The 14056-nt window shown below is 40.5% G+C and carries 15 protein-coding genes and 4 tRNA genes; 15 read left to right on the top strand and 4 right to left on the bottom strand.

From position 1 onward, the window contains the following. Positions 1–106: 106 nt before the first annotated feature. From B1s21122_RS06435 to B1s21122_RS00515, 11 genes are all read left to right on the top strand, one after another. Complete coding sequence (locus B1s21122_RS06435) at positions 107–229, top strand: hypothetical protein (protein WP_257789493.1); 123 nt, start codon at positions 107–109, stop codon at positions 227–229. Between the two features lie 148 nt (positions 230–377). Next, positions 378–1664 carry an adenylosuccinate synthase gene (locus tag B1s21122_RS00470; RefSeq protein WP_095681156.1) on the top strand — a complete coding sequence of 429 codons (1287 nt, stop codon included), beginning with the start codon at positions 378–380 and terminating at the stop codon, positions 1662–1664. Then, positions 1661–3043, top strand: a complete 1383-nt coding sequence (purB, locus tag B1s21122_RS00475) for an adenylosuccinate lyase (protein ID WP_095681155.1) — start codon at positions 1661–1663, stop codon at positions 3041–3043. Before B1s21122_RS00470 ends, purB begins: the two co-directional genes overlap by 4 nt. Next, positions 3040–3369, top strand: coding sequence for a sterol carrier family protein (locus B1s21122_RS00480; RefSeq protein ID WP_095681154.1), 330 nt, complete (start codon positions 3040–3042; stop codon positions 3367–3369). The genes purB and B1s21122_RS00480 overlap by 4 nt, the downstream gene beginning before the upstream one ends. After that, a complete protein-coding gene (locus B1s21122_RS00485; protein WP_095681153.1) occupies positions 3362–4741 on the top strand; it encodes a hypothetical protein in 1380 nt (459 codons plus the stop codon). Before B1s21122_RS00480 ends, B1s21122_RS00485 begins: the two co-directional genes overlap by 8 nt. 43 nt (positions 4742–4784) lie before the next feature. Then, positions 4785–4961, top strand: a complete 177-nt coding sequence (locus B1s21122_RS00490; RefSeq protein WP_095681152.1) for a DUF3073 domain-containing protein — start codon at positions 4785–4787, stop codon at positions 4959–4961. A gap of 5 nt (positions 4962–4966) precedes the next feature. After that, a complete protein-coding gene (locus B1s21122_RS00495) occupies positions 4967–5782 on the top strand; it encodes a DUF8083 family protein (protein WP_095681151.1) in 816 nt (271 codons plus the stop codon). Positions 5783–5881: 99 nt separating this feature from the next. Next, positions 5882–6070 (top strand): BldC family transcriptional regulator, encoded by a 189-nt coding sequence (locus B1s21122_RS00500; protein WP_095681150.1) that lies wholly within the window; start codon positions 5882–5884, stop codon positions 6068–6070. A 20-nt stretch (positions 6071–6090) separates the two neighbouring features. Continuing rightward, entirely contained in the window at positions 6091–6273 is a 183-nt protein-coding gene (locus tag B1s21122_RS00505) for a DUF5302 family protein (RefSeq protein WP_095681149.1), read from the top strand. 18 nt (positions 6274–6291) lie between these two features. Then, positions 6292–7329, top strand: coding sequence for a glycosyltransferase family 4 protein (locus B1s21122_RS00510; RefSeq protein WP_190278567.1), 1038 nt, complete (start codon positions 6292–6294; stop codon positions 7327–7329). Positions 7330–7425: 96 nt separating this feature from the next. After that, positions 7426–8349, top strand: a complete 924-nt coding sequence (locus tag B1s21122_RS00515) for an alpha-1,2-fucosyltransferase (protein WP_095681147.1) — start codon at positions 7426–7428, stop codon at positions 8347–8349. A 335-nt stretch (positions 8350–8684) separates the two neighbouring features. On the opposite strand, the gene B1s21122_RS00520 is transcribed toward B1s21122_RS00515, so the two are convergent. From B1s21122_RS00520 to B1s21122_RS00535, 4 genes are all read right to left on the bottom strand, one after another. Beyond that, positions 8685–9095 carry a GtrA family protein gene (locus tag B1s21122_RS00520; RefSeq protein WP_095681146.1) on the bottom strand — a complete coding sequence of 137 codons (411 nt, stop codon included), beginning with the start codon at positions 9093–9095 and terminating at the stop codon, positions 8685–8687. 27 nt (positions 9096–9122) lie between these two features. Then, positions 9123–9199: transfer RNA gene (locus B1s21122_RS00525), tRNA-Phe, on the bottom strand. A gap of 24 nt (positions 9200–9223) precedes the next feature. After that, positions 9224–9297 (bottom strand) — tRNA-Asp (locus B1s21122_RS00530). 37 nt (positions 9298–9334) lie between these two features. Next, a tRNA-Glu gene (locus B1s21122_RS00535) sits at positions 9335–9407 on the bottom strand. 64 nt (positions 9408–9471) lie between these two features. Here B1s21122_RS00535 and B1s21122_RS00540 point away from each other — a divergent pair. The 4 genes from B1s21122_RS00540 (at position 9472) to B1s21122_RS00555 (ending at position 13996) form a co-directional block, all read left to right on the top strand. Then, complete coding sequence (locus tag B1s21122_RS00540) at positions 9472–10431, top strand: L-threonylcarbamoyladenylate synthase (RefSeq protein WP_095681145.1); 960 nt, start codon at positions 9472–9474, stop codon at positions 10429–10431. 46 nt (positions 10432–10477) lie between these two features. Then, positions 10478–10550: transfer RNA gene (locus B1s21122_RS00545), tRNA-Lys, on the top strand. 155 nt (positions 10551–10705) lie between these two features. Continuing rightward, positions 10706–12067 carry an RNA polymerase sigma factor gene (locus B1s21122_RS00550; protein WP_190278568.1) on the top strand — a complete coding sequence of 454 codons (1362 nt, stop codon included), beginning with the start codon at positions 10706–10708 and terminating at the stop codon, positions 12065–12067. Between the two features lie 129 nt (positions 12068–12196). Beyond that, positions 12197–13996, top strand: coding sequence for a hypothetical protein (locus B1s21122_RS00555; RefSeq protein WP_095681143.1), 1800 nt, complete (start codon positions 12197–12199; stop codon positions 13994–13996). Positions 13997–14056: the final 60 nt, after the last annotated feature.

Consider the following 14056-nt stretch of genomic DNA (forward strand, 5'->3'; position numbering starts at 1 on the left):
AGTTTTCCCCACTAGAAGGAGATTAAATTTTTTAGTGCCAGCCTTTAGATAGGCTAGATGAATCTGATAAATCCCATGCAATTTAAATAAAAAGAAATGGAGCTTTATGTTAACTGGCACTTTAATCACCTTAATTACCCTGCTGGAGCGACTACTCGCCTCCGGCACATTAACCATGGCCCTTTCGGCGTTGTTTAAAAAGGCGTTGCTTCTGCTTGGTGCCTACTAGGGCAGATTTAACGCATGCATTGGGGCGGTGATTTCTAAAACCGCCCCAAATGTGGTGGAATTGGACGTAATCCCGTAAGGAAATTACAACTAAAAAGGTTTTAAGCAAAGTGGCTCACCTTTAAAGTTACTAATAATGGGAGAAGAAGATGCCAGCTGTTGTTTTACTTGGTGCGCAGTGGGGCGATGAGGGCAAGGGAAAAGCAACCGATTTATTAGGCGATCGAGTTGATTATGTAGTCCGCTATCAAGGCGGCAACAACGCAGGACACACAGTTGTAATCGGTGATCAAAAGTATGCACTCCACTTACTTCCTTCTGGAATTTTATCTCCAAATGTAGTTCCAGTTATTGGTAACGGTGTAGTGATTGATCCAGCAGTATTACTGGAGGAGATTAAAGGTTTAAATGAGCGAGGTATAAATACCTCAAAACTTAAAATTTCAACTAACGCGCATTTGATAACACCGTATCACCGCACAATCGATAAAGTCTCAGAACGGTTTTTAGGAAAATCAAAGATTGGCACAACGGGGCGTGGAATTGGGCCAGCATATGCTGACAAGATAAATCGAATTGGAATTAGAGTTCAAGATCTATTTGATCAATCTATTTTAAAGCAGAAGATTGAAGCAGCCCTGCATGATAAGAATCAGATTTTAGTCAAGGTTTTTAATCGCAAGGGAATTACAGTTGATGAGGTAATCAATGAGTATTTGGGCTATGCCGAAATTTTAAAGCCGTACGTCACAGATACATCGCTGCTTTTAGATCAAGCCTTGCAACAGGGTAAAGTCGTATTGCTTGAAGGTTCACAAGGAACATTATTAGATGTTGATCATGGAACTTATCCCTTTGTTACATCCTCCAACCCAACTGCAGGGGGAGCATCTACTGGTTCTGGAATTGGTCCAACAAAGATCACACGCGTAATTGGAATTCTTAAGGCATACACGACTCGAGTTGGCAGTGGTCCATTTCCAACTGAGTTATTTGATGAAGATGGTGAGGCGCTTAGAAAAATTGGTGGCGAGGTAGGTGTTACAACTGGACGTAATAGACGCTGTGGTTGGTTTGACGCACCAATTGCCAGATATGCAGTTCGAGTAAATGGCTTAACTGACTTCTTCTTAACAAAGTTAGATGTATTAACTGGTTGGGAGAAGATTCCAGTTTGTGTTGCATATGAAATTGATGGCAAGCGAGTGGATGAGCTACCTGCTTCACAATCTGATTTTCACCATGCCAAGCCAATATATGAGCACCTGCCCGGCTGGAAAGAGAGTATTTCAAAAGCAAGATCTGTTGCAGATCTACCAAAGAATGCTCAGGAGTATGTGAAATTTTTAGAGAAGATTTCAGGGGCACCAATGAGCGCTATAGGTGTTGGCCCGGGAAGGGATGAAACAATTGTGGTGAGGGACTTAATCAAATGAGTATCACGCCAAATGTATTAGCAACAAGGTATGCCACTAAAGAGATGGTGGCAATCTTTGATCCAATCAATAAAATCATTAATGAACGTAAGTTTTGGATAACCATTCTTAAACTTCAACAAAAAGCTGGGCTACCAATCACAGATAGTGATGTAAAAGCGTATGAAAAAGTAATCGAAAAAGTTGATTTAGATTCGATTGATAAGAGAGAGATGAAAACTCGCCATGATGTTAAGGCGCGGATTGAGGAGTTTAACGCACTCGCTGGAGTTGAAAAAATTCATATTGGTCTAACAAGCCGTGATTTAACTGAAAACATTGAACTGATCCAGATTAGAGCAGGCCTTGAATTAATTGAATTTCGAGTCTTACAAACCTTATTTTTACTGGGCGAGAAGATATCTAAGTATGAAAAAACTTATATGGTGGGTAGATCTCACAATGTTGCAGCTCAGGTGACTACATTAGGTAAGCGATTTGCATCATGCGCCGAGGAGTTGTTATTTGCTCATGCTGCACTACAAGAATTAATTGCTCGCCTGCCACTTCGTGGCATAAAAGGCCCAGTTGGCACATCCCAAGATGCATTAGATGCGATGGGCAAGGATTTTGCCAATCTAGAGAAAAGTATTGCTGATGAGTTTGGATTTGAAAACACTTGGGCCTCAGTCGGTCAGATTTATCCAAGATCAGTTGATTTTGAGGTTGTATCTAAGTTATTGCAGATTGCATCCGCGCCATCATCTATGGCAACCACAATTAGATTAATGGCAGGAAGCGGCTTAGTAAGTGAAGGTTTTAAAGCAGGACAGGTTGGATCCTCTGCTATGCCTCATAAAATGAACTCCAGATCTTCTGAACGTATAAGTGGCATGATGGTTTTACTTCGTGGCTATAACAACATGGCTGCAGATCTAGCTGGGGATCAATGGAATGAAGGAGATGTTTCATGCTCTGTAGTTAGAAGAGTGGTAATTCCTGACTCTTTTTATGTTTTAGATGGTTTGCTTCAAACCTTTATGACCATCTTGCAGGAGTTCGGCGCATTTGAAGAAAAGATAAAAGATGAATTAGATGAACAACTTCCACTTCTTGCTACAACAAAGTTACTAATGGAGTGCGTTAAAGCAGGTATGGGTCGGGAGCTAGCTCATCAGGTAATTAAAAAACATTCAACAATTACTGCTCCACGTGAGTTGTTCGCCGCCATTGCCAGTGAAAAAGAGTTTCCGCTCTCGTTGGACCAGATGAATAAACTGATTCAAAACCCATCTGATTTTGCCGGCCTTTCGATTGAGCAGACAAATAAGGTGAAAGATATGATCAAATCCCAAATCAATGGAAAGATTTCAAAGGTTGAATTAACCGATCTTCGATGAGTCAAGATTCTGATATAAAGAGCCAGGTTAAAAAGATTCTAAAAGTTGTTGAACAAATTGCTCCAGGCAAATTGGTAGAGTTAAGAATTCCTCCCTACGCTGCGATTCAATGCGTAGAAGGCGGCAATCATCGCCGAGGAACGCCACCCAATGTGGTTGAAATGGCGAGTGAAACATTAATAAATCTGGTGAAAGAGCCAGCAAATTGGGAGACTTTTTGCAATCAAGGCTTAATTTCAGCCTCAGGCACAAGCTCGAATTTATCTCAACTCTTTGAAGAGGTTAGTAAACTAATGGAAAGTCTTAATGGAGGAATAAATGGCTAGTAAGTCTAAGCGGGCCAGAATGGCGCCTAAAGAGAATTTACAAAGAAAATTCCTGTTGTGGGCTATTGCAGTATTTTTCGTTAAATTAGCAATAATTTTTAGAATTCAAGGAATGAATGCAGGCTCAGGTGATCGAGTTTATTTCGTTGACGGAGCTTGGCTTGGCGCTGATGGTGAGAATTATCTAATGGGCTATAACGCCCTATTAAAGGATGGAGTATTTTCCACAGAAAGCATTCTTAATTATTGGCCAGCTGGATATCCCTTGGTTTTATTGTTTTTATCGATTCTAGGCAAAAGTTGGGCGCTTACAACCTTATCTATAGTTCAGTCAGCAATCTTTTCATATGCTGCATATTTTTTTGCTTCACAAATATCAAAAACTAGATTAAAGAAATTTGCATTTCTAGCTTTTTTGTTAGTAATTTTCAACCCAACCTTATCGCTGAGCTCAATAGCAGTTGGTTATGAAAGCTTTACAGCTTCAGGAATACTTATTGTTGTCGGCTTGATCATAAAAGATTTTATTGAAAAAGATGACAAAAAGTTCTTTAAGTATTTGATTATTAGTTCAATTGTTGTCGGCATACTTTCATTTATGCAGCCAAGGCTAATTGTTACTGGAATATTACTAAATGTATTTTGGATTATTACTCGTAAAGGCGTTAAGGCTAGCTCACTTGCAGTAGTCATAACTTTGGTAGTAACACTCTTTTTCCCTGCAACATTGGTGTATAGAAACAATCAAGCGATTGGAATTAACAGTATTTCGACAAACCTGGGTGTAACCATGAATATTGGCGCTGGTGATAACGCCACGGGTGGATATATGAAAGAAGGGTATGGAGTTGAGTGTGACTTATCAGGGACTTCTGCGCAGCAGGATAACCAAAGAACTAGGTGTGTACTAAATTGGTATCTAAACAATCCCACGAAGGCAATTGAGCTTTTTTACAATAAATCAGTTTACTTTTGGTCACCATGGTATGGACCATCAGCAAACGGCACCATGGCAAGAAATCCGTGGCTCACCATTAATCCATTAAAAAACATTGCAACTACGCAGGATGGTTTTAATATTGTTTATGGTGGATTTGGAAAAGTAATTTCTTGGCTCTGGCTACTTGGTGGATTGACACTATTACTTTATGGATATTTCACCCTCTGGCGTCATAATTTACTTGAAAAATTTATAGGTAATTTGGCTATGGTTGCAATTACCACTAACTGGTTGATTACCCTGTTCACAATTGGGGATCACCGCTTTCGAATTCCAATCATGGGAGTGAGTCTTTTCCTTCAGGCAATCGGCCTTAAAACCCTTTTTAGTGGGGGAAAAGCTCCGATGGTTGATGGCCCAGCTTTGCGATAATCTACCCGCCTGATAATTGATTGAGTGTTGAAGGAGACCACAAATGGGACGTGGCCGTTCAAAAGCAAAACAAACAAAGGTTGCAAGAGATCTTAAGTACTCAAACCAAGATATGGATCTAGAGCGATTAGCAAAAGAGTTGCACGGTGAGGTAAAAAATGATGCAAGCTTTGATGATGAAGATCCATACAGTGAAGGTAGCAACACAACACGTGCTTAATTGATATGCGTCCTACCCCATATGTTGCATCCTTAAGAGTTTATGAACCGATAACTGTATTCATAAAATCAGATCAACTTAGATGGAATCAAATTCCAGTCACAACTCCAACAGGCAAAGATGAACAAAGTAGAGCCTTACGGCGAGTAATTGTGACAGAGCCACCTGCTCTTAAATTAGATGGTGCGCACATTTTAGAAATTGATGAGGAAAAATACATAGCTCCATGGTCAACAGCAGCTAGGTGCTGGGCTGCATTGGACGATTTTAAATCTTCAATGCCATTCACAATAAGTAATTTTTTTCTGCCAAAAGAAATTGAAAATGCACTTTCACTAAACTCTGAGAGTATTGAAGATAAGGTCTCTCATATAATTACTGCAACCTGGAGTATTCCACCACGTTGGTTTTCACTCTTTGAGCCTTCCGATCGAATTAGAGGCACCAATGATGATGGTGCTTACACAATTCTTCGAACCTCAATATCAAACGCAAAGCAGAGATGTTTATTTGCTCACCAAGCAGTAGTTAATGCTTTTGGCAATGGCCCAATTGAGCAAGAGATTGCAGATTTACTTGAATGGCTATCAATTTTTGATTCGAATTCAATTGTGGAGTGTGATTACGGAGGGTTAGCTATTTATCTTGAGAAATCTTTAATTGAAAATGGCCAACCAGGATTAAACGCGGATACTTCAATAGAGGATGTTGCTAGATCACTCGCTGGCTTAGCAGCAGGAGATGGCGCACTGGCAGGTCAGGGCTATGAGCGATTAGTTACTCGTTGGCGAAGAGTTGCTGCCTTTGAGCAGGCTATGTAGTTTCAAATACTTGTCATTTACTCTCCCAAACCACAATACTTGCCTCATAAGGTTTAAATCGGACATACTCACCAACTAACTTAAAAAGGGGCAACTTAAATGAACTCAGATCATGAGGTCTTATTAACCCCAGCTGAGGTTGCATCATTATTTAGAGTAGATCCAAAGACTGTCACCAGGTGGGCAAAATCTGGCAAGTTAACCTCAATTAGAACCTTAGGCGGACATCGAAGATATAAAGAGTCTGAAGTTAAAGCACTTCTTCTTAAAACAACTAGCAACAGTTAAAGAATGGATATCAATTAACCATGAGTCAAGAAAAAAACACTGGTGAAGATGCAAAGGCTAAAATGTTGGCAGCTCTAGCGAAAAAACAAAAAGGTAGTAACTCTGGCAAAAGCGCCGGGCCTACTTCAGGATCCAAGGTTGGCTCAGGGCAAACTGGTGGTTCAGCCCCAAAGATGCATAGACGCAAATCTGGTTCTGCTTAATTAACCTTATCTAGCCAAATGGGAATAACAAATACAGAGTACTTCTTACTGTTTGTGGTCTCCTATTTATTTGTGGGAGTTCTAACACCGGTAATGCGAAAGATTGCTATTGCCACAGATGTGGTTGATCGACCTAACTCATCTCATAAATCCCACAAGAAGCCTGTGCCTTATTTAGGTGGGGTTGCAATAATTATTGGAGTAATAACAGTTTCTTACTCAGCCTCTCTTTTCTCACAATTCACATCAAGTACTTTCTGGCTTGCTACCTCAGTTCTTGGCCCAGCATTATTGCTAGGACTTATTGGTTTATGGGATGACATAAAAAACTTACCTCCCTTACCTAGATTTATAGCCCAAACCTTGGCCGGTGTATTTACTGCCAGCATTTTGATAATTACAGACAATATTGGAAATCCAACGGGATCTTCTATTTTTGATTCAATAATTACAGTTGTGTGGATTGTTGGAATTTGTAATTCAATAAATTTCTTTGACAATTTAGATGGCGGGGCTGCAGGAACAGTTGCAATTTCATCTATTGCACTCGCTTACTTAGCTCTTAACGGTGATCAGTATTTGATTGCAGCACTCTCTGTAGTTACAGCTGGTTCTACCTTAGGGTTTTTAGTCTGGAATAAGAGTCCAGCCAAAATCTATATGGGAGATGCCGGGGCATTGTTTCTGGGAGTTTTGCTAGCTACTTTAACTGTTCGATTTGAACCAACCGCCCAAACACAAATTGGCTCATTTATGATTCCAGTATTTTTGCTTGCAATACCAATACTTGATACAACAGTTGCTGTACTTTCTAGAATACGAAGGCATCTTTCACCCTTCCAAGGTGGACAAGATCATCTATCTCATCGATTAATTAGATCTGGATTTTCTAGAAAACAATCTGCCTTTATTTTATGGACACTTTCCGCCTTTTTTGCCGGCTTTTCAATGATGCTTTCAAAACAATTCTTATTTAATGATATTTCGGTAGTTGGAATCGGAATTGTATTACTCGTAATTCTGCTTTTTGTTTTTTTCAAGCAACGTGATTCTTGAATCGATGAAAACCAAAAACATAAATCAGAAATCCCTTCTCAACATAAAACAGATATGCCTTAGATAAATCTGGGTTAATGCTTAACTTTAAGCATTGTGAAATACGCTATTATTGCTGAAATGGAGAAGTTGCGAGTAAAACTTGTAGGTGGTTTAGGAAACCAAATATTTGGATATATGGGGGGCTACTGGCTGGCCAGAAATCAGAATCGAATGCTAGTTTTAGATTTTTCAGAAATTTCCTATAATCATAGTGAATTTGATATAACTTCATTTAATCTGAATGCAGTCATTGAAAATCATAAAGGCATTAATCCTTTTAGGAACCTCGTTTCTCGAGTTAATTCTAGCTTCAATTTTAGGTCACCAAAAATTGCAAAGAGTCTAAGTTTTTTCACTGAAAAGTTTAGCGATCAAGGTTTTACATCAAATCAGAATTTCTTAACAAGCAAGAAAAATGTCGATGCTCGTGGTTATTTTCAAGATATGAAATACGTAGATTTTTTTTTAAAGGAAAATTCAAAACTAGAGTTAATTGAGGAAAACTCGAATTTAAATTCTCTGAAAAAATTGATAAATAAGCCTAATCAAATTGCAGTGCATATAAGACGAGGAGATTTTTTATCCTTGAAGGATTATCATGGTGTTTTAGACATTAGCTGGTACATCAAAATTTTAAATCAGCATGAAACTTCCAACTCAGAACCATACGATCTTTGGTTATTCACAAATGACAAAAACTGGGCCGAAGAGAAATTTTCAAATCTTAAACAGCAAAATTGTAGGCAAATATTCGTAGTTACTGATGAAATCTTGCCAGATCCGGCCACAAGTTTTCTTCTTTTCTCGGAGGCGCCTATCAAAATTTGTGCTAATAGTACTTTTTCAATTCTTAGTAGCAGAATGGGAAGTGGTGTTGTATACGTGCCAAAAAGCATTACAAGAAGTGGAACTCAGAAAGATTTAGAGGCAAGTCTACCTATTGATTGGCTTAAAGTTGATCCAGTATGGGAGATATAAATGTTTTGTATAGAAATACACCACTAAGCGGGGCTGAATTTTCACCACTATTAAGATTGATTCATTCTTTTAACTTATATTTTTTAATTCATTTGCATAATTGGTTACTGTAATAATCGAAAGTATTGCTTTTAATCAACACAAAGTACCGAATACAAGGAAAAACCCAACTATATAAATGTTACAAATTTCAGTTCTATTCGAATTTTTATTAATAGTGTTATTGTATATATTTAATTTTGCCATAGATTAGTAAAACTTTAGCACATTTTACGAGATTTTCTGAGTCAGGTAAATCAGTATAGCGGTATTTCGAGTGTAAATTCATTGTTTATTTAATTTTTAATAAATTTACCTTTAAAAATTAAATGGTTTAGTACAAAATAATTTATTGGAACAATAACAATTACAGGTGCTAATTTTGCAATTCTTGGATCAATTCCTGATGCGACTAAAAAATTGATAATTGAGGTAGAAATTATCCACCAAAAAATAAGATTAAGAAGATACTTCATGCCAGATTTTGAGTATTTTTCCTGACTTTTAAAAGTCCATTTGTAATGTGAGAGATAGTTGAGAGTAGTTGCTACTGTTGCTGATAAAAAGTTTGAGATATAAACAGAATGTGTTATTCCATATAGCAAAATAAACAACAAATAATCTATTGCAGTAGTCGTAATGCCAACAAGACTCCATCGAAGCATCGAATAATTGAAGTACTTATCTTTCACTAGTTTTAGATTCATCAATTCCTAACTTTTTGATTCTTTAAATGGTGGCTGAGGCCGGGATCGAACCGGCGACCTAACGATTTTCAGTCGTTCGCTCATACCAACTGAGCTACTCAGCCAATCAAAGTGCAGTTAAGCACTTGCGACCCAGACGGGACTTGAACCCGCGACCTCCGCCGTGACAGGGCGGCGCGCTAACCAACTGCGCTACTGGGCCTTACTTTCAAAGCTGAGAATTTAACTCAACTTCGACGCGTCCCCAACGGGATTTGAACCCGTGTTAACGCCGTGAAAGGGCGACGTCCTAGGCCACTAGACGATGGGGACCAGAAGGAGAAGGGTATCGGGCAAAGAGTGCTTATCAAAACTAATTAAATGGGAAGATTTATGCATGAAAATTACTTCTAACTGCGGCCAAGAGGTAATCCATAAAGCAGCTATGGCATTAATAGATGGAAATTTAGTCGCTTTCCCAACGGAGACCGTTTACGGCTTGGGCGTCGATGCCACTAATGAAACAGCGGTAAGTAGGTTGTATAAGGTCAAGAATAGACCAACTACTCACCCATTAATTGTTCACATTTCCTCAGTAAATCTCTTATCAAAATGGGCGGTGGAAGTTCCAGAGTACGCACTTGAACTAGGTGAGAAATTTTGGCCAGGGCCCATGACTTTGATAGTCAAAAGAAGTGAGTTAGCACAGGATTTTATTACTGGAGCACAAGACAGTGTGGCAATTAGGGTTCCAAATCAACAAGTTGCACTTTCATTACTCAAGCAATTTGAACAACTTGGAGGGCATGGAGTGGCAGCACCCAGCGCTAATAAATTTGGTGCGGTTTCCCCTACTTCCGCTTCGGCGGTACACGAAGAGCTTGGATCAGATTTAAACTCAACTGATTTAATCCTAGATGACGGTAATTGTCTAATAGGCGTTGAGTCAACAATTATTGATTGTACTAATGAATTTCCTAGGGTTATTCGCCCTGGCTGGTTAACCCCAGAACAAATCATTGATTGCACAGGTTTAGAACCAAGTAATGAGAGTTTCAAAAATTCTTTGAAATCTCCTGGGTTACTTGATTCTCATTACTCACCAAAAGCCAGAGTTTTTCTTGACTTAATGGCAGGGCCGGGAGAAGGTTTTATCGCATTGGCAGAAATTTCCACGCCTAAAGGTGCAGTCAGACTTGCGGCACCAACAACTATTGAACAGTTTGCCGCAGAGATTTACTCCGCTCTAAGGGATGGGGATAAAAAAGAATTAAACAAAATTATGGTGATTCAACCACCTGGAGGTGGTCTTGCATTAGCAATTCGAGACAGGCTCGGTAAGGCAGCGGAAAAATAGGCATTAGACTTTCGCCTAGTTAGACTCTTTATTTGCAGCAATTTTGGGGCCTTTAGCTCAGTCGGTAGAGCAACGGACTTTTAATCCGTGGGTCGTCGGTTCGATCCCGACAGGGCCCACAGATAGCAGCCTTAACCACTGGACATTTAGCCCCAGCAGACTCCCAGGATTTCGCTCTAGTTTAGGTAGGTAGCAAAGGCAACATTTACCTACTTTTAGTGTCTTACTAGGTAGAGGGGTCAAGACGTTGGCTCATCGAAAGCGGGAAATCAAAGTGTCACTTCGCAATAAGGCTCAGGCCCCAGCAACAGTTGCTGCGTGGTCTGTTTCTGATTTATCCGCTCTTTATACCCAAAACCGCTCATCACTTATCGCTCAAGCCCGCCGAATTCTTCGAAGCGATGCTGATGCAGCAGAGGTAGTCCAAGATGCCTTCCTTAAATTTATCTTGGCAGCCCCAGAGCTAGATACCGCAGATCGTGCCATGGCATATCTGCGCACCACAGTTAACAATCTATGCCTAAACGTAATCCGTGCAACTGGATCTCGCCCCAACTTAGTTGCCCTTGATTCAGATACATCCCAAGAACGCCTTGCTGAGATCGCAGCAGAGAATCACATTCCAATGGATGCAACACTTGCCGCAGCAGAGGATGCATCAATAATTCGAGAAGCACTATCTCGACTTTCAGAAACTCAACGCACAGCCCTTGTTATGTGGGAAGTTGAAGGCCGTACCACTAAAGAGATTGCAGCTGCAATTGGAACAAGTGAGAAAAATGTTCGCCATGTTGTTCAACGTGCCCGCGCATCATTTATTCGTGTTCTTACCGAGTGGGTCGTTGATGAGAAAACCGGCGCTACTGCTCTTGATTCTATTTCTGGTACATATAAGAAGGCAGCAGAGCTCGCTAAGAAATCATCAAAGGTTGCACTTTCATTACTTATCGTGATGGTCGCATTCCTTGGGTTTAACTCTGTAACTGGAAGTGAGTTTAATAATGGTTTGGTCGTTTCAACTCTAACTCAAGAGGCACCAGTTTCGACTCAATCATCGACTCCATCTCCTACAGAAACAAACTTAGATCTTTCAAATCAAAAGATTATTGAAGATAATTCTGCGATTAACTTCCGCACATCGAAGTCATTATTTGCTGGTCTTTCTAAGGATGGACTACCAACAGGGTTTACAGTTTCTGATGCGACTGGAAATGTTGGATCACTTTCTGTTTCATCTCAATCAACAATTACTAACCCTGATGGTTATGTGCTTGTTTCATATGCACAATCCCAGGGTGAATCAGTGTTAAATATCTTGGTTTCCCAAACAATTACAGTTGATGGTGCAGGTACTTCATACTTCGCAAGCCCTTCTGTGACTGTTGCTGGCTCATGGTTTCCGCTGACCCAAACTGGCTCTGCCGCAACAATTACCCGCCTTTCTAACGGAAATTATCTTCTAACAGCCACCATATATATAGATTCAACGGTGGATTCAGCGCTATTTGTGGCTACTACTGGCGGGTTAGATGTCGATGCGATTCCAAATGAGATAAATACCCGTATAATTTTGAACTCTAGCAAGAGCTCAATCCTTGCCCAGGCGATCAATATTGGCGCCAAGGGGGTCAAATAAATGACACCTAAAAAACAGGTTTCTCCTGCAATCCGGATATTGCGGGGGGAAAGAGATGCGTCAGCACGTGCGACTCATCTCGAAGCCGCTACTAGGAAATTCCTGGTAACGACTAACGAAAGGAAACAAATGTCTACAAAGACAAACTTCAAGCGCATAGCGCTTGTTGCTGTTGCAGCGTTAGGAATGGGCGTACTTAGCTCAGTTCCTTCGCAAGCAGCGGTTTCTGCTGTAACTATTACAGCAGTAAATGGAACTTCAACAATTCAGACAGGTACTACTGGTGGAACCTCAGATACCAGAACTGCTGCAACTGTTGATGTAGTTGCATTGGTTGGAGCTGGTGATTCTGTAACAGTTTCCGCTGTTGCAAAGTCAATTCCAACTGGAGCAACTCGAGTTGCACTTCTTGGTATTGTTGAAACAAACACTGCAAGTGGTTACGCGAGAACTGATATCGATGACACCACAAAAATGGGTACTTCATTAACTCTTGCGGGTGCTTCCTATGCAACCGACTCAGAGACTATTGCTTCTGCTGTTTACACAATGGCAGGCGGAGCAGCAGGCTATATTGGTACTAAGTTCTTCTTGCAACTTGAGTCTGGAACTGGAACGACAATAGCTGGAACTTACACTTACACTGTAACCGTTCAGTCAATTAGTTATCTCGCTGCAACTGCTACATATGCAGTTTCAACACAGACAACAGATGTAAGTATTGTGGTTGCTGCTTTAGCTGCAGCAAGTAAAGTGGCTAGTGCAGTAAACTCTAGAGTTTATATTAACGATACTGCTGCAACTGAAGAAGATGAAAGTTTGTCATCTGTTGCAACAGCTTCTAACACTGCAGTTGGTTACTTGTATGTCTACTTAAAGAATGCAAGTGCTGGCGGAGCAGCTAGAGAGTCAGTAACTGTGACCACTAATATTGGCCAAGTTGGCGATGGTGCTTCAAACCGTGGACGAAGTGTTGTGCTTAAGTACAACAACGATTCAGGTGAAAGTTACCCAATCTATGCAGACGGCACAACAGGTGTTGCAACATTTACCATTTCGACACCAAGCGTGGCTTTCGGAACCAAAACAATGTCATTCTATGCAGTAGCTGCAAAGACAATGACAGCAACAGTTGCCACTCCACTCCTTAAGGTTGGAACAAATTCTGATGCAGTTAGGGTTACAGCAGTCGATGCCAGCGGAATTGCATGGTCAGGAGCTGCATATATTTATGCTTCTTCAGCAGCTGATGCATTAATTGCTGGATCAGTTACACCTAGCTTGTGTACTTGGGATGCAGATGATGCACGCCATGAGTGCACTATTTCAGGAGTTTCTGCTGGAACAGCTAAGTTCAAGATCATTGATGCTGCCACTGTAGCGCTAGCAACTGCAACTTCTAATGAAGTTTCTGTTGTTGTAAACGCAAACGCAGCTTCTACTGTGAAGCTATCATTTGATAAAGCATCTTATGCACCAAATGAGCGCGCACGAATCTATGTAACTCCTCTTGATTCTGCAGGCAAGGAAATTGCCTCAAGCACATGGGCTAATTTGTTTGCTGCCGGTGGAATCTCGGTTAATGGAGCTGTTACATATCCTGCAGGACAGCCAGTTGATAGCCTTACAGCTGTATCAGTAACAACAGCTGGTAATGCCTCATCAACAACTGGAGCTAAGGCTGGATCTCTGGTATACACAGTGTTCATGCCAGCAGCTGGTGGATCAGTTACAATTTCAGCAACCGGTGGTACTTCACTACCACTTGCTGGACAAGTAGCCGTTACTGCAACTGCAACCGTTACTGATTCAGGAGCAGCTGCATTAGCAGCAGTAACTGCATTAGCAACCACTGTTGCATCTCTTAAGACTCTTATCACCACTTTAACTAATTTGGTGCTTAAGATTCAAAAGAAGGTAAAGGCTTAATTTCCGCCTAAACCAAGAGTAAATAAACGGGCCCAGTTTCCAGAAAAGGAAGTTGGGCCC

The sequence above is a fragment of the Candidatus Nanopelagicus limnes genome, assembly GCF_002287885.2.
GTDB lineage: Bacteria > Actinomycetota > Actinomycetes > Nanopelagicales > Nanopelagicaceae > Nanopelagicus > Nanopelagicus limnae.

Bases quoted from the DNA above. Each gene is read 5' to 3' on its own strand.
- B1s21122_RS06435 (WP_257789493.1), top strand. From the start codon at position 107: ATGTTAACTGGCACTTTAATCACCTTAATTACCCTGCTGGAGCGACTA.
- B1s21122_RS00470 (WP_095681156.1), top strand. From the start codon at position 378: ATGCCAGCTGTTGTTTTACTTGGTGCGCAGTGGGGCGATGAGGGCAAG.
- purB (WP_095681155.1), top strand. From the start codon at position 1,661: ATGAGTATCACGCCAAATGTATTAGCAACAAGGTATGCCACTAAAGAG.
- B1s21122_RS00480 (WP_095681154.1), top strand. From the start codon at position 3,040: ATGAGTCAAGATTCTGATATAAAGAGCCAGGTTAAAAAGATTCTAAAA.
- B1s21122_RS00485 (WP_095681153.1), top strand. From the start codon at position 3,362: ATGGCTAGTAAGTCTAAGCGGGCCAGAATGGCGCCTAAAGAGAATTTA.
- B1s21122_RS00490 (WP_095681152.1), top strand. From the start codon at position 4,785: ATGGGACGTGGCCGTTCAAAAGCAAAACAAACAAAGGTTGCAAGAGAT.
- B1s21122_RS00495 (WP_095681151.1), top strand. From the start codon at position 4,967: ATGCGTCCTACCCCATATGTTGCATCCTTAAGAGTTTATGAACCGATA.
- B1s21122_RS00500 (WP_095681150.1), top strand. From the start codon at position 5,882: ATGAACTCAGATCATGAGGTCTTATTAACCCCAGCTGAGGTTGCATCA.
- B1s21122_RS00505 (WP_095681149.1), top strand. From the start codon at position 6,091: ATGAGTCAAGAAAAAAACACTGGTGAAGATGCAAAGGCTAAAATGTTG.
- B1s21122_RS00510 (WP_190278567.1), top strand. From the start codon at position 6,292: ATGGGAATAACAAATACAGAGTACTTCTTACTGTTTGTGGTCTCCTAT.
- B1s21122_RS00520 (WP_095681146.1), bottom strand. From the start codon at position 9,095: ATGAATCTAAAACTAGTGAAAGATAAGTACTTCAATTATTCGATGCTT.
- B1s21122_RS00540 (WP_095681145.1), top strand. From the start codon at position 9,472: ATGAAAATTACTTCTAACTGCGGCCAAGAGGTAATCCATAAAGCAGCT.
- B1s21122_RS00555 (WP_095681143.1), top strand. From the start codon at position 12,197: ATGTCTACAAAGACAAACTTCAAGCGCATAGCGCTTGTTGCTGTTGCA.